We start from the raw sequence: 18,517 nt of genomic DNA, 5'->3' as shown, positions 1-18,517 counted from the left end.
CGTGTCGGGCGATAAGCCGACCGCTATTTGGTAAATTCCCGGGATCGTGAAGCCCGCCACAGCGTCCATAGCGTGCGCAACCGCGACACCGGCTGCGGCGCGAAGGGATTGCGCCCCGTCAGCGACAGGCGGTCGAGATCGGCCCGCACCTGGCTCAGCGGCAGGAATGCCGCCCGCGTTGGCGGCGGCACCTGCACCAGGAGGGACGAGGCCGTCGCCAGATGTTGCCGGGCTTCGCCCATGAGTTGGTCCAGCACGGCGCTCAGATTTGGCGTCTGCTTCCCGGCGAACACATCCTCGATGCCACAGCCATGGCTGGTCAGGAATTGCTGCGGCAGGAACAATTGCCGATGGGCCGAGTCTCGCGGCAGGTTTGCGATCACCTGCGCGATGCCCTGCGCCAACCCGGCGTGCCGCGCGAGGTGCTCGCTCACATCCGAAGCTTCGCCCATGATCCGCGCCGCGAGCGCGAACAAGGCCGAAGACGTCGCCGCCAGGTAGCCTTCAAGTGCCGTCATGGTCGGCATCGGATCGTTGTAGAGATCGAACTGATGCTCGTCGACGAGCAGCGACAACGGTTCGACCGGCAGGTCGAAATCGCGGATCGCGCGCAACAGCTCGGCCGCCACCGGATTGCCCTCGGCGCTGCCGTGAACAAGGCCCGCGAACAGATCGGTCCACCATTGAAAGCGGATTTCGCCGGGCAAGGGCTGGCTCACCTGATCGCGGACGCGGACGATCTCGACATTGAAGGCGTAGAGCGCCAGCAGCGCCCGACGTTCGGCGGCGGGCGTGAACAAGGTCGCGGCATAGCGTGGAAAGTCGTGGCTGCGCACGAGGTCGGCGCAGAATGTCACGGTGTCGGGCGGCGTCGCGCCTCTGCTCATGGCACGGCAATCAGCGCAGCCGCAACGCGGCGCCGTTCGCCAATCATGATGTTGTAGGTGCGCACGGCCGGCCCGGTCTGCATGGTGTCCACCACCACTCTCACCGCCTTCAACGCCTGACGCAGCTCCGGCGGCGGCAGCCAGACGCCGGTTCCGGTCCCGACCAGAAGCGTGTCGATGCTGTTGGCGGCCGCAAAAACCCGATCCAGCGAATAGCGGTCGATCCTGGTGGGATCGGTCACGTCCCAGGCCCAGATCGCGTCAGGCAGGCAGAGCAGCGAGCCCCGGTGCGACATGCCGGCGAAGGCAAAACCGCCCTTGCCATAGGCCTCGATCGGCGCCGAGCGCGGGAAATGGGGAGCGTTGGGATCGCCGGCCATGAATTTCGTCCGAATGAGCTGACTACCCTCGCAAACTCATGCGAGGGCATGCGGTTCGGATCATGCCTTGTTTTTCTTCGCCGGCGCAGCCGCTTCCTTCGCATCCTCACGATGCTCGCCGACGCCGAGATAGATCAGGATCGGCGCTGCGATGAAGATCGAGGTGTAGGTGCCGACCAGCACCACGCCGAACATCATGACGGCCGTGAAGCTGTGGATGGCGTGACCGCCGAACAGCAGCAGCGCCAGCAACGCCAGCGTCACCGTGAAGTGGGTGATGATCGAGCGCGACAGCGTCGAGTTGATGGACTCGTTGAGCAGCTGCGGCATCGGCATCTTCTTGTAACGCCGCAGCATTTCACGAATGCGGTCATAGATGACGACGGTGTCGTTGAGCGAATAGCCGAGGATGGTCAGAAGCGCCGCGATGCTGGTCAGGTCGAAATCGACCTGGCTGATCGACATGAAGCCGATGGTCAGCACGATGTCGTGCACGTTGGCGATCATGGCGCCGAGCGCAAACTGCCATTCGAACCGGAACCAGAGGTAGATCAGGATCGCGCCGATCGCCAGCATCAGGCCGGCCATGCCCCAACCCAGCAGCTCGCCGGAGACACGCGGGCCCACCACCTCGACGCGGCGATACTCCACGGACTCGCCAAGGGCGCCGCGAACCTTGTCCACGGCTGCCTGCTGTGCCTTGTCGCCGCCCGGCTGCTCGGCAACGCGAAGCAGCACGTCGGCGGGGCCGCCGAATTGCTGCAGCTGGACTTCGCCGAGGCCCAGGCTGCCGAGGGTCGAGCGCATCTGCGCGAGGTCCGCCGTGCCTGACTTGGCGCGCACCTCCATCAGGGTGCCGCCCTTGAAATCGATGCCGAAATTCAGGCCGTGAGTGAAGAACAGCACGATGGCCACGATCGACAGCGTCGCCGAGATCGGGAACGAGATACGGCGGAACTGGGTGAAGTCGAAATGCGTGTCGTCCGGCACGATGCGCAGCGACGGCAGCAGTCCGAGCACGCTGACCACGGTCAGCACGGCAATCAGGACGCCGAGGGAGATGAGAACGATTTGAGTAGTGGTCACGGCCGGCCTCGAATGATCAAATCGGCACGGTCTTCGGCCGCTTCCACTGCACCCACCATGCCACGATCAGGCGGGTCATTGTGAAGGCGGTGAAGACCGTGGTGATGATGCCGATGCCGAGCGTCACTGCGAAGCCGCGCACCGGACCGGTGCCGATCATGAACAGCACAGCAGCGGCGATGAAGGTGGTGATATTGGAGTCGAGAATGGTGGCAAGCGCACGCTTGAAGCCTGCGTCGATCGCCGAGATCGGGCTTCTCCCGCCGCGCAACTCCTCGCGGATGCGCTCATAGATCAGCACGTTGGAGTCGACGGCGATACCGACCGTTAGCACGATGCCGGCGATACCGGGCAGGGTCAGCGTGGCGCTGAGCAGCGACAACAGGCCGAAGATCATTGCGACGTTGATACAGACGGCGATGTTGGCGAACACGCCGAACAGCCGGTAAGTCAACAGCATGAACACGACGACCAGGATCGAGCCAACATACGCAGCGAGCTCGCCCTTCTCGATCGAGTCCTGTCCGAGGCCCGGGCCGACCGTGCGCTCCTCCACGACAGTCAGTGGCGCCGGTAGCGCGCCGGCGCGCAAGAGGATCGCGAGGTCGTTGGCCGACTGCACGGTGAAACTGCCGGAGATCTGGCCCTGGCCGCCGGTGATCGGCTCGCGAATGACCGGCGCCGAGATCACCTTGTTGTCGAGAATGATCGCGAAGGGCAGCCCGACATTCTCCTGCGTGGCCTGCGCGAACTTCCGCGCGCCCGAGCTATTGAACTTGAAGCTGACGACCGGCTCATTGGTCCGCTGGTCGAAGGTCGCCTGGGCGTCGGTCAAATCGCCGCCCGCAACCAGCACCTGCTTCTTGACCACGTAGCCGGGGGACGGCGGCGTGGCGCTCGGCAGAAACTCAGAGTCCGGCGGCAACCCACCCTGCTGCGCCTGGTCCAGCGGCACCGAGGGATCGACCATGCGGAATTCCATCTTCGCAGTCTTGCCCAGCAGTTCCTTCAGATGGGTCGGGTCTTGCAAACCCGGCACCTGCACCAGGATGCGGTCGTTACCCTGACGCTGGATGATAGGCTCGACGGTGCCGAGTTCGTTGACGCGCTTTTCGACGATCTGGATCGACTGCTCGATGGTCTTGCGCAAACGATCGATCATCGCGGCCTCCGGAATACTGAGGCGGATCAATCCGCCGCCGGCATCGGCGACTTCAAGGTCGCGCTGACCGCTGGACCCCACAAGGCCACCAATCGGCTGCGCAAGCTCACGCAATTTGGCGAGCACCGTCTGGGCGTCCGCGTCCTTGACGCGCACCTCGACGGCATCGCCCTTCGTTACGAGACCCGTGTACACGATCTTGGCCTCGCGCAGCACGCGACGGACGTCGTCGCGGATCTGGTCGAGCTTTTCCTTCTTCACATAGTTGGAGTCGACCTCAAGCTGCAGAGAGGATCCGCCCTGCAAGTCGAGACCCAACACCAGGCGCCGCTGCGCCCAGGCGGGCCAGGTCTTGACCTGCGCCTCGGGGAAGAAGTTCGGGACCGCGCAGAGGCACACGATCAGCGCCGTCAGGATAATCCCGAGCGCCCTCCACCGCGTGAAATACAACATCGACTGGACCTGTCAGATCAGGAGATTTGAGAGACTCGCGGACGCGCTCACTTCGCCGCGGCGTCGTCCTTGGCGCTTTCCTTCGCGCTATCCTTGGCCGGCTCGCCCTTGGCGCGCACGCCCGAGATCATCGACCGCATCTGGCGCACGCGCACGCCGTCGGAAATCTCGAACTCGATCTGGTCGTCGTCGACCACCTTGGTGACCTTGCCGACCAGGCCGCCGGAGGTCACGACGGTGTCGCCGCGACGGATGTTCTTCACGAGCTCGGCGTGGTCCTTCACCTTCTTCTGCTGCGGACGCAGAATCAGGAAGTACATGATCACGAAGATCAGGGCGAACGGCAGCAGCGACATCAACATGCTGTTGGTGTCACCGGCGCCCGCGGCCTGGGCATACGCAGGGGTAATGAACATTCGGACGATCCTCGTGGAAACAGGGGAAGCCGGTCAGGCCCTTACGGCGACCGGTCCGGTCAAATTCGCGCGGACTATAGCGGCCATTGCCCCAATTGCAACGCTGCCAGACGGTCGATTTGGCCACCTTGCGGCGGGCCGTCAGGCCCGATAAGGCTGCATTCTCAGGAACTTCGGACATGCCCAAAAACCAAGCAAAAGCCCGGCCGGCAAAGGCCCCCATAGCCCTGCCACGAAACCCGCCCATGTCGCGGCAAAACGCCCCAAGGTGATCCCAAAGGCGGCCGCCAATGGTGCCTCAAAGGCCTCCCAGGATCTTTCCCAGGAGCGCATCGTGCGCGCACTGGAGACCATTGCGGCCCACCTCGCCGCGCAGGGCAAGCCCGCTATCGAGCGCGAGTCGTTCACACAGGCGGACGCCTATGTCTGGCACCCCGACGGCCGCCTTGCTGCGGTGCCGCGGGTCAGCCGCGTCGAGCTGTTCCTGCTAAGGGGCGTCGACCGGATGCGCGACATCCTGATGGAGAATACCGAGCGGTTCGCCAACGGCCTGCCCGCCAACAACGCCCTGCTCTGGGGCGCGCGCGGGATGGGCAAGTCCTCGCTCGTGAAAGCCGCCCACGCCAGCATCAACGCCGACCGCAAACCCGCCGACAAACTGAAGCTGATCGAGATCCACCGCGAGGATATCGAGAGCCTGCCGGCGCTGATGGAGCAACTGCGCGCCTCGTCCTTCCGCTTCATCGTGTTCTGCGACGACCTCTCCTTCGACGGCAATGATGCGTCCTACAAGTCGCTCAAGGCTGTGCTCGAAGGCGGGATCGAGGGCCGGCCCGAGAACGTCATCCTCTACGCCACCTCCAACCGCCGCCACCTGCTCGCACGCGAGATGATCGAGAACGAGCGCTCGACCGCAATCAATCCCGGCGAAGCGGTCGAGGAAAAGGTCTCGCTGTCGGATCGCTTCGGCCTGTGGCTCGGCTTCCACCGCTGCAGCCAGGACGAATATCTCGCCATGGTGCGCGGCTATTGCAGCCATTTCGGCATCAAGGTCGACGATGAGGCGCTGGAGCGCGAGGCGCTGGAATGGTCGACAACGCGCGGCTCGCGCTCGGGCCGTGTCGCCTGGCAGTTCGTGCAGGAGCTGGCGGGACGGCTCGGCGTGAAGCTCGCGACCAAGTAACGGACAGTCTCGCCTCAACCACAACTGTCATTCCCTGCGCAGGCGGGGAATCCAGTACGCCGCTGCTTCTCCGTATTCGATTGCTGTCTCTGGAATACTGGATCGCCCGCTCCAGTGCGCAATCGCGCACAGGGCGGACGATGACACTGTTCGTAGGGAGGACGCTAGAACCGGAGAGGGCCTCACCCCCATTGGCGCGAGCGAGCTCGCCCGCTGAAAGTTGGCCGGCCTTTGGGCCGGCCATCGATGTTGGACCCCGCAGCGCTCTCAGTTACTCGCTCTGATGACCGGACTTCTTCATTTCTGCGAGGATGCCGTCGAGATTATAGGTCTCCGGCGCCTGCATCGGAGGGAAGTCCTTGTACGAGAAGAGCTCCTTTTCCCAGAGCAGCTGACCGAGGGGCAGGATATTCCAGTCATACAGGTAGGCCGTGCTCGGCGAGCCGATCGAACCGGCATAGCCCAGCAAGGATTTGGCATCGGAGCCGACCGTCTGCTCGAATGGGTCGCGCTTGATGTTGGCGACCTGCGTCCAATGGAAGCTCTGCGCTCCGAACAATCCGCCGGTCCCGGTGTCCGGCACCATCGTGTAGTACATCTTCCAGTTCTTGTAGCGTACCGCCGACGGCTGTGCGCCGGTGTAGTAGAAGAAGACGTCGCGCGCTGACTTGTCCGTGCCTTCGAGATAGGCGCGCTGATCGACGCCGTCGAGCGTCGTCTTGACGATGCCGGGATAGCTTCCAGCCTCGATCTGCTTCTTCAAAGCGTCGCCCTTCGGTCCGCCGGCGATGTCGACGAGCGTCGGCAGCCAATCAAGTGCCGACATCATCTCGTTCTTGACCGTTCCCGGCTTGATGTGGCCCGGCCAGCGAACGACCTGCGGGGCGCGCATGCCGCCTTCCCAGGTGGTCAGCTTGCCGCCTTTGAACGGTGTGGTGCCGCCGTCAGGAAACGTGATGTTCTCGGCACCGTTGTCGGTCGTGAAGATGACGATGGTATTATCGAGCTGGCCCATGTCCTCGAGTTTCTTGAGGACATAGCCGATATTGTCGTCCATCTGCTTCATGCCGGCCTCGTTGAGGCCCCAGTCCTTGCCGCCGGGCTCACCGATCATTGCCTCGTATTTCGGCGGCAGCACGGTCGTGATGTGCATGCGCGCCGGGTTGTACCAGACGAAAAAAGGCTTGTTGGTCTTCTTGGGATCGTTGCGATCAAGATAGTCGATCACCTTGGCCGAGATTTCTTCGTCCACGCCTCGCGATCGGTCGAGCGTCAAGGGACCTTCGTCCTTGCAGGTCTGGTTTGCTTGCGAGCCGTCCGACGACTTGCACGCAATGACCGGCCGCGGCGGCGTCAGGCACGTCGTTATTCGAGGATCAACGGCACCTGGGACATCCGCGAGGCCCGGAACGGGCGTTGCCTTGCAAGGCGGCGCAATGCCTTGCACGGTCGGGCTCTTGTTGATGTCTGGGAAGCTCACCCCCTGCATCGCGTCGAGGTGATACAAATAACCCCAGAACTCCTGGAAACCGTGCGCAGTCGGTAACGCCTCGGGATTGTCACCAAGGTGATTCTTGCCGAACTCGCCGGTATTGTAACCGAGGTCGAGCAGGAACTTGGCCACGGCGGGGTACCGGGCCGCAGCCAGGACGGGCTGCCCGGCAGCTGCGGGGGTATCATGCCCGTACGCAGCGGATGCATGCCGGTGAAGAAGGCGTTGCGCCCGGCGGTGCAGCTCTGCTCGGCATAGTATGTCATGAAGATCGCACCATCGTTTCCGATACGATCGATGTTTGGCGTTTCTCCGACCATCAAACCGCGATGGTAGATGCTCGGCTGCATGATGCCGATGTCGTCGCCCATGATGAAGAGGATGTTGGGCTTTTTGCGCCGGCTGGGCGGCCGCTGGCGCGCTGACCAAACCGGAAGCCGGTATCATCATCGTCGCACCGAGCAGCGCCCGCTTGAGCCAGTTTTGCTTCTTGAGTGGCGTTGCGACCGAAAGCTTGTCATCGAATACGCAATTCAACATGGCATCGCTCTCCCATTAAGATGCGTCAGAGGCTCCTCGCCTGATGCACCTAAATCCAAGATGACTTGTGGATGTGTCGACCGGCTCCGCGTGGCGCGCAGCCGGCCGGTAGCGCCGGCAGTAATTCGGCGCGCACAAATGCGAGCCGCCTTTGATGACCTTGCGTGGAATCTTGACGTTGGGCGTCCTGGGGTCGCAGCTGTCGGCCTCGCGGCCGCCGCGCGGGTTCTCTGGAATACAGCAGGCTTTTGCAGCATCGGCTTCGTGCCGAGGCGAGTACCAGTCGGACGTCCACTCCCAGACGTTGCCGATCAGATCGTGGAGCCCGTAACCGTTCGGCGGAAATGCGGTGACCGGCGATGTCCGCTCGAAGCCATCGTCCTTCGTGTTCTGGCGTGGAAATACGCCTTGCCAGGTATTGGCCATGTGACGGCCGCCCGGCGCAAACTCATCTCCCCATGCAAACTCGGCACCGTCCAGTCCGCCGCGCGCCGCAAATTCCCATTCCGCCTCGGTCGGCAAATCCTTGCCAGCCCATTTTGCGTAGGCGAGCGCATCGCTGAAGGCCACGTGCACAACGGGATGATCGTCAAGCCCTCGGATGTTGCTCTTCGGTCCATATGGATGCCGCCAGTCTGCACCTTTGGCGAAAGTCCACCACTGGCTGAAGTCGCGCAGACCAACCTCGTGCCGAGGCGGCGAGAACATCAACGAGCCCGCATAGACCATGTGCGGCAGCATTCCGGGATAATCGTTTGGATCAGGTACGATCTCGGCGATGGTGACGTGGTTCGTGGCCTGCACGAACTCCGCGAACTGTCGGTTCGTTACGGGATGGCGATCCATCCAGAAACCGTCCACCGTAACGCGATGGGCCGGCGCTTCCTCCGGATAGTGCTTGTCCGAACCCATGCGAAACGTACCTCCGGGGATCCAGATCAAGTCGGTGGAGTCCGAATGGTGGGGCCGGAGTGCTTTGAGCTCGAGCATGATCTGAGACACTGCTGCATTCATGATCCGACGGCCTCGAGATCTACCGCTGGCGATCACGCGCGTCTATGCAGTTTCGGCGCGCGACGAATTTCCGTCGAGATGTCGCATTGCGGGATCGCCAACCGTCATGCCGTTGTCTCGTCGAAACCGACGTGGATTCAGAGCATTAGGCCATAGTAGCGGTAGCTATCGGCTATCTTGCATGGGGTTGTTTTTTATATTTTGATCGCTCGGTCGCAAAAGCCTCGAATCAAACCTGATCTCCTCCGGCATTGGCGGCCCGAACTCAGCAAGCGTGAATGGAGCGACGCCAAACTATACGGTGGCTCTCTGCTTAACGAGTGCTGTATCCGGAATACGAGATCGCCCGCTCCAATGCGCAATTGCGCACTGGAGCGGGCGATGCCGGCGGCTGCGTGATATTGACTCTGCGGGCCTGCGCCTCACGCCCCGTTCAGGAATTGAAGCGGGTCAACCGGGCTCGAGCCCTTGCGGATCTCGAAGTGGAGCTGCGGCGATGCCACCTCCCCCGATTGACCCGACTTGGCAATGACCTGACCGCGCTTGATAGGATCGCCGCGCTTCACCAACAGCTCACTCGCATGGGCATATGCGGTGACGTAGCCGTTGGAGTGCCGAACCAGGACCAGATTGCCGTAACCTTTCAGCTCGTTGCCGGAATACGCGACGACGCCGTCTTCAGCCGCCTTGATCGGCGTGCCCTCAGGCACCGCGACATTGATCCCGTCATTGGACTTGCCGTTCGTCTTGGCGCCGTAGCTCGTGATCACCTTGCCGCGTACCGGCCAGCGGAAAGTCGGCAGCGAGCTGGTGGTCTCCGCCGCTTTCGCCGGCGTCTCGGCGGGCTTCTCTTCGATATTGGCGGTGGCCTGAGCCAGGCGCGCACTCTGCGCCGGTTGGGCAACAGCGGCCATCCTGGTGGTCGGTGCGGGCGCGGCAGCAACCGGCTGCAGCGCAGCCGCCACGGGGGCTGCGGCGACAGGTGCCGCGGCAAGCGGAGCGGCAACCGCTGCGGTTTTGGCGCCCGGCACGGTCAGCTTCGTGCCGAGCTTCAGCTTGGCCGACGGCTCGAGACCATTGGCGCGAGCGAGTTCGCCCGCGGAGATATGGTTCTTGCGCGCGATGCTGGCGAGCGTGTCGCCGTGATTGACGAAGTGGTAGCTCGACGCCGCAGCGGCGGCAGCAACCGGCTTCGCCATTGCAGGAGCCGCGGCGACCGGAGCCGTGACCGGCGCGGGAGCAGCAGCCGTTGCACCCGGATGCGGGATGACCAGCTGCTGGCCGGGCGAAAGCGCACGCGGGCCCTTGTAGCCGTTGGCGGCCATGATCGCCTGCGCGCTCACATGGTAGCGCTTGGCGAGCACGTCGAGCGTGTCGCTGGTGCCGACGATGATCTTGGTCCCGCCGGCGGGCTGGGTAGCTGCGACCGAGCGCGGCGGCACGGTGCCCGTCGCTTCAAGACGCGGCTGAGCCGGCGGCGTGTAGGAGCCAACGCCGCGACCACCTCCCGAAACGCCCCCACCCGACGCAACCGGATAGGATTGCGGCGCAGCAACAGCCGGCGGCGGCAAGGCCTGAGACTGATAGTAGCCGGACTGGCTCTGCGGCCGCGCATATTGCGGCAGCTCACGCTGCGGCGGCGGGGCTTGCTGGACCGATCCCGTCGATTCAGAGAAGGGATTGGAGAAGTTCGACTGGGACAGCCGCGACTGCATGTCGGCACTGCACCCTGCGAAGCTGAAGGAAATCAGCGCCAGCACCGCGACCTGCGGTACGCGGCGCGAGTAAAGCAACTCGGCGACAACAGACATGGTTACTCACTCGTACGCAACAGAACTGGTCTTTTAAGTAAACACGCGCCGAGTAAATAACGGCTTAACCCTCCCAATAAGATGTTGGATGGACTGCCGATCCGGAATTCTACAGCTCCCGCGCCACGCCGGGCAGCGCCGGCACGAAACGGACCTCCACGAGTTCCCTGCGTTCGATCCCGGCTTCGGTACGGCTGAGACGGGTCAGCGTCTGCACGCCCTGGTGCGGCCCGACCGGCGCAATCAGGATGCCGCCAACCTCGAGCCGCTCGATCAGGTTTTCCGGAATCTGCTCCACTGCGGCGGTGACGATGATGCGGTCAAACGGGCCAATATTGGGAGGCAGATTGAGACCGTCGCCGAGCATCACCTCGACATTGTGACAGCCGAGCTTTTCAAGCCTGGCGCGCGCAGTGTCCGCAAGCTTGCGGTAGCGCTCGACCGTCAGCACCTCGCGCGAAAGCCGCGACAGCACGGCGGCCTGATAACCGGAGCCGGCGCCGATTTCGAGCACGCGGTGGCTCTTCTGGAGCTGCAGCTGCTCGGTCATGTAGGCGACGACAAAAGGCTGGCTGATGGTCTGCCCGCAAGCGATCGGCAGCGCGCTGTCACGATAGGCCGCGTCGCGATCGGAGGCCTCGACGAACAGGTCGCGCGGCACCTCTTCCATGGTCCGCAGCACGGTCTGATTGCTGATGCCGCGACGCCTCAGCGAGAGCTGAAACATCATCTTTTCCGGCGGGGGCTGATCGGAGGTCATTGCTGCTTACATCGTCTCGTCGGAGGGCCGGATCGTCGCACGCCTGGCTTAGGCCCGGGCAAGAATCCTGTTCCTGCTCCGGAACCTATGATAGCCTTTTGCTGCGGTATTTGACCACAAATCGGCCTGCGGCGGGCCACCCGCAAACGCCATTTTCGGGCGTCCACTGCCGAAACGCGCATTGCGTCGATTCGTGTTATCTGCGAACGTTTTCCGGAGATGGGCAAGGACTCAACGACAATGACCGCGACCGGGCTTTCGGGCCGCTCTGTATTCCTCGTCGAAGACGAGGTCATGATCAGAATGATGGTCGCGGATATGCTGGAGGAGCTCGGCTACAAGGTCGCGGCGGAAGCGGGCGATATCAACGAGGCCCTGCGGCTGGCCCAGGCCACCGAGTTCGACATCGCCATCCTCGACGTCAACGTCAACGGCAAGGTCATCTCGCCGGTTGCCGATGTCATCAGGGAAAAGGGCTGCCCGTTCATCTTTGCCACCGGCTACGGCTCGTCGGGCCTGCCCGAGCAATATCGCGACCGGCCAGCGCTGCAGAAGCCGTTTCAGCTCGATGCGCTCGGCAAGACCATCGAAGCCGCCCTTCGCAGCAGCTAGCTTCTACTTCAGCATCGCGCTCAGCTCTTCGGAAAACGCTTCATTGGTGCGATCGAGCCGCAGTGGCGTGACCGAGACATAGCGCTCGCGCAGCGCCGCGAGATCGGTGCCTTCGGCCGGCGTGTCCATCATCGCGGCACGTTCGAAGCCGATCCAGAAATAGGGATTGTTGCGGCCGTCCCTGCGCTCGTCGATCCTGAGAAAGCCGAGATTGCGCTTGCCCTGCCGTGTGACCCGGATGCCGAGCACATCCTCCGGCGCACAGGACGGGAAGTTGACGTTGATGACGGTGTCCTTCGGGATGCCGGCCTTGATCACCTTGCGCAGGATGTCGGGGCCGAATTTGCGCGCGGTGTCCCACGGCGGCCGCTCGCGCGTCTCGACGCTGAATTCCTGCGACAGCGCGAATGACGGGATCCCCAGGATGGTGCCTTCCAGCGCACCGGCAATGGTGCCGGAATAGACCACGTCCTCGGCAACGTTGCGGCCCTTGTTGACACCGGAGAGCACGACATCGGGCAGCTTGGCGCCGAGGATATGGCGCGCGCCCATGATGACGCAGTCGGTCGGCGTGCCGCGCACCGCGAAGTGCCGCGGCCCGACGTCGCGCAGGCGCAAAGGATCGTTCAGCGAGAGCGAATGCGACACGCCGGATTGGTCGAGTTCGGGCGCGACCACCCAGACGTCGTCGGACAGCGCGCGTGCGATCTCCTCCACGACCTTGAGGCCGGGGGCGTGAATGCCGTCGTCATTAGTGCAGAGAATGCGCATGCCGGTGGTCAATTCCTGAGCTGGGGTCAGGCCGTCTTATCCGGCTATGGCAGACCAAGCAAACCGGTATTCAGGCCAGATGCATTATTAACGGCGGACCCGCCATTGCGGCAGGAAGCGCGCGAGCCTGCCCTCCATGCGCAGCTGCATCGCCGGCATGCCGGGGCCGACGGGTGTTTCAATCACACCCAGCGCTTTCAGCTGCGCAAGGAACGGAGCCGACACGGGCGTTCCTGGAAAGCGCTCGCGCGCGACCGCTACCGCCGTGTCAAAATCCTCCACATTGACGCCCGGCTTGGCTCGCCGGCTTTGTACATGCGTGTCGTCCCAGAGCCGTGCGATCTCGATGTCCAGCACGCCACGCAGGCGCTGGTCGACGGCCTGGATACCGGCACCGGTCACCGCCCATTGTCGGCCGACCCAGAAGATGTCGCTGTGCAAGGCCATGGACGGTCGGTTCGCGTTGGCGGATGGCCAGCAGGATAACCGGCCGCCCGATCTTCGCAACCAACCGTTTCTGCGTTTCAGACGGGCAACGCGAATTACTCGCGCGCGACCACCTTCAACCCGCCCATATAGGGCTGAAGCACGCTGGGAACGGCGATCGAGCCGTCCTCCTGCTGATAGGTCTCCATGACGGCGATCAGCGCGCGGCCGAGTGCCGTGCCGGAGCCGTTCAGCGTGTGCACGAAGCGCGGCTTGCCGTCCGGCCCACGCGAGCGCGCGTCCATGCGCCGCGCCTGGAAGTCGCCACAGACCGAGCAGCTCGATATCTCGCGGAATGCGCCGCCCTCGCCCTGGCCGGGCATCCACACTTCGATGTCATAGGTTTTTTGCGACGAAAAACCCATATCTCCGGTGCACAGCGTCATCACGCGGTAATGCAGATCGAGCCGGCGCAACACTTCCTCGGCACAGGCCAGCATCCGCTCGTGCTCGTCCTTGCTTGTCTCGGGCGTCGTGATCGACACCAGCTCGACCTTGGTGAACTGGTGCTGGCGGATCATGCCGCGGGTATCACGGCCTGCGGCACCCGCCTCCGCGCGAAAACACGGCGTCAGCGCAGTCAGCCGCATCGGCAGTTGCTTCTCGTCGAGGATGGATTCGCGCGCGAGGTTGGTGAGCGCCACCTCCGCCGTCGGAATGATGCCGAGACGCTCGGTCCGCAACCGCTCCAGATCGGGTGCGGCGAGCAGCTCGCCCTTGATCGCCCAGAACTGATCGTCCTCGAATTTCGGCAATTGTCCCGTGCCGAACATGATCTCGTTGCGGACCAGCAGCGGTGGATTGATCTCGATATAGCCGTGCTCGTCGACGTGCAGATTCAGCATGAACTGGCCGAGCGCCCGTTCGAGCCGCGCCAACCCCTTCTTCAGCACGACGAAACGCGCGCCGGAGAGCTTTGCCGCCGTCTCGAAGTCCATGTCACCGAGCGCACCGCCGAGATCGTCATGAGGTTTGGGCGCAAACGCGTAGTTGCGCCGGTTGCCGAAGACATGGCGTTGCACGTTGCCGTGCTCGTCGAGACCGTCGGGCACTTCGCCGAGCGGCAGATTGGGGATCGCCGACAGTGCCGTGGCAAGCTCCTCGTCTGCGGCTTTCGCAAGGGCCTCGAGCTCCGGCATCGTGGTCTTGAGTTCGGCGACCTCGGCCATCAGCTTGGCCGCGCGCGCCTCATCCTTGGCCTTCTTGGCGTCGCCGATTTCCTTGGACGCCGCATTGCGCCGCGCCTGTGCTTGCTCGGAGGCCAGGATCGACGACCGTCGACGCTCATCGATCGCGAGGAGCGACGCCGACAACGGCTTCAGGCCGCGCCGGGCGAGGCCGGCGTCGAAGCCTTGCGGATTTTCGCGGATCGATTTGATGTCGTGCATGGCGGCGGTCCTGGATCGGCGCGTAAACATACAACGAAGAACGTTGTACGTCAGCGTGTTCCCCGTAGCACAGCTATCATCGCCCGCGAAAGCAGGCGATCCACTATTCCAGGGACAGGGGTCGCGGGGAACGACACCGAGGACGAGGTGCCCTACTCCGCCGGATTCGCCGGCGTCGACACGTCGGTGCCGGTCGTGGACGCCGAGGCGGCGGCTTTCTTCTCCACCATCGAGACTGCGATGATCGAGCCTTCGTAGAGCGCAAGCAGGGGAATCGCCAGCGAGCACTGGCTGAGGATGTCCGGCGGCGTCAGGACTGCTGCGATGATGAAGGCCAGGACGATGAAATAGCGGCGCTTCTCGCGCAGCATCTTTGACGTGATGATGCCGACCCGCCCGAGCAGGGTCAGGATCACCGGAAGCTGGAAGGCGATGCCGAAGGCGAAGATCAGCGACATCATCAGCGAGAGATATTCGCCGACCTTGGGCAGAAGCTGGATCTGCGCGGTCTCGTCACTGCCGGCCTGCTGCATGCCGAGCGAGAAGCGGATCAGCATCGGCAGCACGACGAAATAGACCAGCGCCGCGCCGAGCACGAAAAAGAACGGCGTCGCGACCAGATACGGCAGAAACGCCTGCTTCTCGTGCTTGTAGAGGCCGGGCGCGACGAATTTGTAGATTTGCGTCGCGACGATCGGGAAGGAAATGAAGCCGGCGCCGAACAGCGCGAGCTTGAGCTGGGTGATGAAATATTCCAGCAGCGCCGTGTAGATGAACTTCGAGTTCTCGGCACCTGCGACCCACACAAACGGCCAGACCAGCACGTTGTAGATCTGCTTGGCGAAGAAGAAGCAGAAGATGAAGGCCACGCCGAAGCCGAGCAGCGCCTTGATCAGCCGCGAGCGCAGCTCGATCAAATGGTCCATCAAGGGGGCCTTGCTGGCCTCGATCTCGGCGTCGCTCATGACGCTTTGGCGTCCTTAATCGCTTCGGGCGCGGTATCCTGCGCAACCGGGGTCTGCTCGACCTCACGGGTGACGGCCAGCGGCTCGTTTACAGCCGCATGTGCCTCGGCTTCCACAAAGGTCTCCGGCGTCGGCGCTTCAGGCGTGGTCGGGCTTGCCGGCACTTCAGTTGAATTTGCAAGCGCTTCCCCCAAAGTCGCCTGCGCTTCAGTTGAAGTCGCCGCCGGTTCGACGGCAGCAGTCGCGGTGGTCTCGGCCGGCTTGTCGAGCGCGTCGACGCGCAGCGCGTCGCTGACGTCCTTCTGCAGCGAGGTCATCAGACCGCCGCCGGTGAAGCTGGAGGCGGCTTCCTTGACCTCGTCAAAGCTCTTCTTGAGGTCGGCCATCTCGGCCTCGCGCATGGCTTCCTGAAACTGGCCCTGGAATTCGGCGGCCATCTTGCGGGCCTTGCCCATCCATTGACCGACCATGCGCAGCACGCCCGGCAGCTCTTTCGGGCCGATGGCGACCAGGGCCACGACCCCGATCAGAACCAGTTCACTCCACCCGATGTCGAACATGACGTCTTCCGTTCACGCAAAATCACGATAGGCCCGATCCCTCACGCGCAGGATCGGGGCCACTACCCGTGCTTCGCGTGCTCCTGGCTCAGACGGCCTTGCTGCCGACGTCGGATCGCGCAGCGGTCGGCGCGGCCGTGTGCTCGATGGACTTGGACGGCTCGGCGGGCTTGTCAGCGACCTTGTCGTCGTCCTGCATGCCCTTCTTGAAGGCCTTGATGCCCTGCGCCACGTCGCCCATGAGATCCGAAATCTTGCCGCGGCCAAACAGCAGCAGGACCACTGCGATCACCAAGATCCAGTGCCAAATGCTAAGTGAACCCATCCTGCAACCCTCCAAACGCGCATCGCCGGGACCCCCGGCCGATCTTCACCGAAACCTAGGCTTCGCAGGCCTCAAAAACAAGGACCAAGGCAGCGCCAATTCGCTGTTGGCGCTACGTAATCTTGCCTAGTGTTAACCGGTCGCAGCCGGCCCGCCGAAGGACCGGAGGATCACTCCTCGGTCCCGCCATCGCCGCCCTCATTGCCGCCTTCCGGCGGCGTCTCGGGTTCAACCGCAGGCGCCAAGGCCAGATCGAGGTCCTCGCCCGGTTCCAGGGGGTCCTCGTCCTCGCGCAGCTGAGGATCATCGGACGGCGTCGGCACGCTGAAGCCCGTCGGCAGTCGCGAATCCAGCAGCCCGGTGCCCTTCAGCTCCTCCAGACCCGGCAGGTCGCCGAGTTGTTCCAGGGTGAACTGCGACAGGAAGTCCTCGGTGGTTCCGAAGGTCAGCGGACGGCCGGGCGTCTTGCGACGGCCGCGCGGCTTGATCCAGCCGGTCTCCAGCAGCACGTCGAGCGTGCCCTTGGAGGTGACGACGCCGCGGATCTCCTCGATCTCTGCGCGCGTCACCGGCTGGTGGTAGGCGATGATCGCGAGAACCTCGATGGCCGCACGCGACAGGCGCCGGGTCTCGGTGCTCTCGCGGGTCATCAGCCAAGCGAGATCGCCGGCGGTGCGGAATGTCCATTTATTGGCGACCCGCACGAGATTCACGCCGCGCATGGCGTAATCAGCCTGAAGCTGCTCGAGCGCAGCCTTGACGTCGACGCCCTCGGGCATGCGCTTGGCCAGCGTCGCGGTATCCAAAGGTTCGTTCGAAGCAAACAGCAGCGCTTCCAGCAGCCGCAATTCTTCGGGACGTGCCTGGGATTCGTTCTCCATCGGCTCCGCCTCGTCTACCCGCACTTCAGCCAGGCTTGCCATGGCAGATTCTCCTTCTTGCAATTAAGCGACCGGCGCATCGGGCGCAGGAGCTGCGTCCAGAACCGGTTTAGGACGCCCCTTTCGGAAATAGATGGGCGCAAACGCCTCTTTCTGATTCAGCTCGAGCTGGCCTTCACGCACCAGTTCGAGCGCGGCGGCGAAGCTCGAGGCGAACACCGTGGCGCGCTGCGTCGGATCGGCGACGTGGCGGATCAGGAAGTCGTCGAGAACGCCCCAGTCATCCTGTTCGCTAATGCTGCCGACGAGCCGCTCCAGCGTGGCGCGCGCCTCGGCGAGCGACCACACCGTGCGCTTGGCCAGATGCACGCTTGCCAGCACGCGCGACTGCCGCTGTGAGGCATAAGCCGTGAGCAGGTCGTACAACGTCGCCGTGTATTTCGGATGCCGGATCTCGGCAATCTGCTCTGGCTCGCCGCGCGGAAAAACGTCGCGCAGCAATTGCTGCCGGTTCATCAGGCGGTTAGCGGCTTCGCGAATGGCTTCCAGGCGGCGCAGACGGTTGGCGAGCGCAGTTGCCATTTCTTCGGCGCTCGGACCTTCCGCACTCGGCGGTTCCGGCAGCAGCAGACGCGACTTCAGGAAGGCAAGCCAGGCGGCCATCACGAGATAGTCGGCGGCAAGCTCGAGCCGGATTTTTCGCGCAGCTTCGATGAAGTGAAGGTACTGGTCGGCCAGCGCCAGAATGGAGATCTTGGCGAGATCGACCTTCTGCTGCCGCGCCAGCGCCAGCAGCAGATCGAGCGGGCCCTCGTAGCCTTCGACGTCGACCACCAATGCCGGCTCGCCCTCGGCCAGCTCTGCGGGCCGCCCGGTTTCAAACGATAGGATTTCTGCAGTCATGCGGATGCCGTGATTGCGATCAATGCGTCCCGTTCCGCATTGTCGTTGCTGTGAATCGTCGTGTCGCAGCCGGCCGCGAACATAGCGTGCGTTCGCTCGGCGATTCCGCCCGCCGGCGTGCTCATTGGCACGTCATCACTCATTAACAAACCCTGGAACCCGATTGCGCTACGAATCACCTGAGCGATCATTGTCGCAGAAGTCGTCACCGGATGGGCGGGCTCGGGGACGCCATCCACGGGAATGCTGACACTGCCGAGATCGGCCGCGGTCACCCTCGTGACCGCCAATTCCTTTGGAAGCACCGCAACTTGTCGGGATATTTCGATGCTACGCCTGAAGAGAATCAAGTCCCATGAGCATTCGGCACGGCCAAACGCCCGCTCAGCGGCGGTCAGTTCCGTTCCGGACGCGCCGGTATTGAAGGCCTGCGTGCTCATGG

Annotated in this window: 20 protein-coding genes and 1 pseudogene; 2 read left to right on the top strand and 19 right to left on the bottom strand. The window is 63.5% G+C overall.

From position 1 onward, the window contains the following. Positions 1 to 23: 23 nt before the first annotated feature. From ACTGJ9_RS24255 to yajC, 5 genes are read right to left on the bottom strand one after another with little or no spacing between them, the layout of a single operon-like run. Entirely contained in the window at positions 24 to 887 is an 864-nt protein-coding gene (locus ACTGJ9_RS24255) for a phytoene/squalene synthase family protein (RefSeq protein ID WP_456673150.1), read from the bottom strand. After that, on the bottom strand, positions 884 to 1,267 hold the full coding sequence (locus ACTGJ9_RS24250) for an Mth938-like domain-containing protein (protein WP_456673149.1): 384 nt from the start codon (positions 1,265 to 1,267) through the stop codon (positions 884 to 886). The genes ACTGJ9_RS24255 and ACTGJ9_RS24250 overlap by 4 nt, the downstream gene beginning before the upstream one ends. Positions 1,268 to 1,327: 60 nt before the next feature. Continuing rightward, positions 1,328 to 2,353, bottom strand: a complete 1,026-nt coding sequence (secF, locus tag ACTGJ9_RS24245; RefSeq protein ID WP_456673148.1) for a protein translocase subunit SecF — start codon at positions 2,351 to 2,353, stop codon at positions 1,328 to 1,330. Positions 2,354 to 2,369: 16 nt separating this feature from the next. Next, positions 2,370 to 3,968 carry a protein translocase subunit SecD gene (secD, locus tag ACTGJ9_RS24240; protein ID WP_456673147.1) on the bottom strand — a complete coding sequence of 533 codons (1,599 nt, stop codon included), beginning with the start codon at positions 3,966 to 3,968 and terminating at the stop codon, positions 2,370 to 2,372. A gap of 47 nt (positions 3,969 to 4,015) precedes the next feature. Next, the gene (yajC, locus tag ACTGJ9_RS24235) at positions 4,016 to 4,384 is read right to left on the bottom strand and encodes a preprotein translocase subunit YajC (RefSeq protein ID WP_148753779.1); all 369 of its coding nucleotides are present in this window, start codon (positions 4,382 to 4,384) and stop codon (positions 4,016 to 4,018) included. 160 nt (positions 4,385 to 4,544) lie between these two features. On the opposite strand from yajC, the gene ACTGJ9_RS24230 reads away from it, so the two are divergent. Further along, positions 4,545 to 5,567 carry an ATP-binding protein gene (locus ACTGJ9_RS24230; protein ID WP_456678607.1) on the top strand — a complete coding sequence of 341 codons (1,023 nt, stop codon included), beginning with the start codon at positions 4,545 to 4,547 and terminating at the stop codon, positions 5,565 to 5,567. 271 nt (positions 5,568 to 5,838) lie between these two features. On the opposite strand, the gene ACTGJ9_RS24225 is transcribed toward ACTGJ9_RS24230, so the two are convergent. The 5 genes and pseudogenes from ACTGJ9_RS24225 to ACTGJ9_RS24205 form a co-directional block, all read right to left on the bottom strand. Continuing rightward, positions 5,839 to 7,191 carry a sulfatase-like hydrolase/transferase gene (locus ACTGJ9_RS24225; protein ID WP_456673146.1) on the bottom strand — a complete coding sequence of 451 codons (1,353 nt, stop codon included), beginning with the start codon at positions 7,189 to 7,191 and terminating at the stop codon, positions 5,839 to 5,841. Between the two features lie 95 nt (positions 7,192 to 7,286). Then, positions 7,287 to 7,409 (bottom strand): annotated as a pseudogene (locus ACTGJ9_RS24220) (hypothetical protein); the annotation flags it as partial. Positions 7,410 to 7,614: 205 nt separating this feature from the next. Then, complete coding sequence (locus ACTGJ9_RS24215; protein ID WP_456678606.1) at positions 7,615 to 8,589, bottom strand: formylglycine-generating enzyme family protein; 975 nt, start codon at positions 8,587 to 8,589, stop codon at positions 7,615 to 7,617. 446 nt (positions 8,590 to 9,035) lie between these two features. Beyond that, complete coding sequence (locus ACTGJ9_RS24210; protein ID WP_456673145.1) at positions 9,036 to 10,424, bottom strand: peptidoglycan DD-metalloendopeptidase family protein; 1,389 nt, start codon at positions 10,422 to 10,424, stop codon at positions 9,036 to 9,038. A gap of 109 nt (positions 10,425 to 10,533) precedes the next feature. Further along, complete coding sequence (locus tag ACTGJ9_RS24205) at positions 10,534 to 11,184, bottom strand: protein-L-isoaspartate(D-aspartate) O-methyltransferase (RefSeq protein ID WP_456673144.1); 651 nt, start codon at positions 11,182 to 11,184, stop codon at positions 10,534 to 10,536. A 240-nt stretch (positions 11,185 to 11,424) separates the two neighbouring features. On the opposite strand from ACTGJ9_RS24205, the gene ACTGJ9_RS24200 reads away from it, so the two are divergent. Further along, positions 11,425 to 11,796 carry a response regulator gene (locus tag ACTGJ9_RS24200; protein WP_456673143.1) on the top strand — a complete coding sequence of 124 codons (372 nt, stop codon included), beginning with the start codon at positions 11,425 to 11,427 and terminating at the stop codon, positions 11,794 to 11,796. 3 nt (positions 11,797 to 11,799) lie between these two features. Here ACTGJ9_RS24200 and surE read toward each other — a convergent pair whose 3' ends face one another. From surE to ACTGJ9_RS24155, 9 genes are all read right to left on the bottom strand, one after another. Next, complete coding sequence (surE, locus tag ACTGJ9_RS24195; RefSeq protein WP_456673142.1) at positions 11,800 to 12,567, bottom strand: 5'/3'-nucleotidase SurE; 768 nt, start codon at positions 12,565 to 12,567, stop codon at positions 11,800 to 11,802. 87 nt (positions 12,568 to 12,654) lie between these two features. After that, a complete protein-coding gene (locus tag ACTGJ9_RS24190) occupies positions 12,655 to 13,014 on the bottom strand; it encodes a hypothetical protein (RefSeq protein WP_456673141.1) in 360 nt (119 codons plus the stop codon). A gap of 95 nt (positions 13,015 to 13,109) precedes the next feature. After that, a complete protein-coding gene (gene serS / locus ACTGJ9_RS24185) occupies positions 13,110 to 14,441 on the bottom strand; it encodes a serine--tRNA ligase (RefSeq protein ID WP_456673140.1) in 1,332 nt (443 codons plus the stop codon). Between the two features lie 152 nt (positions 14,442 to 14,593). Then, a complete protein-coding gene (gene tatC / locus ACTGJ9_RS24180) occupies positions 14,594 to 15,406 on the bottom strand; it encodes a twin-arginine translocase subunit TatC (protein ID WP_456673139.1) in 813 nt (270 codons plus the stop codon). Continuing rightward, on the bottom strand, positions 15,403 to 15,966 hold the full coding sequence (tatB, locus tag ACTGJ9_RS24175; protein ID WP_456673138.1) for a Sec-independent protein translocase protein TatB: 564 nt from the start codon (positions 15,964 to 15,966) through the stop codon (positions 15,403 to 15,405). Before tatB ends, tatC begins: the two co-directional genes overlap by 4 nt. Positions 15,967 to 16,054: 88 nt before the next feature. Further along, a complete protein-coding gene (locus tag ACTGJ9_RS24170; RefSeq protein ID WP_426407209.1) occupies positions 16,055 to 16,291 on the bottom strand; it encodes a twin-arginine translocase TatA/TatE family subunit in 237 nt (78 codons plus the stop codon). 170 nt (positions 16,292 to 16,461) lie between these two features. Then, positions 16,462 to 17,214 (bottom strand): SMC-Scp complex subunit ScpB, encoded by a 753-nt coding sequence (scpB, locus tag ACTGJ9_RS24165; protein WP_456673137.1) that lies wholly within the window; start codon positions 17,212 to 17,214, stop codon positions 16,462 to 16,464. Positions 17,215 to 17,235: 21 nt separating this feature from the next. After that, positions 17,236 to 18,075 carry a segregation and condensation protein A gene (locus ACTGJ9_RS24160; RefSeq protein ID WP_456673136.1) on the bottom strand — a complete coding sequence of 280 codons (840 nt, stop codon included), beginning with the start codon at positions 18,073 to 18,075 and terminating at the stop codon, positions 17,236 to 17,238. After that, positions 18,072 to 18,515 carry a glycoside hydrolase family 3 N-terminal domain-containing protein gene (locus ACTGJ9_RS24155; protein ID WP_456673135.1) on the bottom strand — a complete coding sequence of 148 codons (444 nt, stop codon included), beginning with the start codon at positions 18,513 to 18,515 and terminating at the stop codon, positions 18,072 to 18,074. The genes ACTGJ9_RS24160 and ACTGJ9_RS24155 overlap by 4 nt, the downstream gene beginning before the upstream one ends. Positions 18,516 to 18,517 lie beyond the last annotated feature (2 nt).

The sequence above is a fragment of the Bradyrhizobium sp. RDM12 genome, assembly GCF_051917485.1.
Taxonomy (GTDB): domain Bacteria; phylum Pseudomonadota; class Alphaproteobacteria; order Rhizobiales; family Xanthobacteraceae; genus Bradyrhizobium.
Note: the sequence above shows the minus strand (reverse complement) of the source record. Positions and strands in the feature narration are given on the sequence as shown.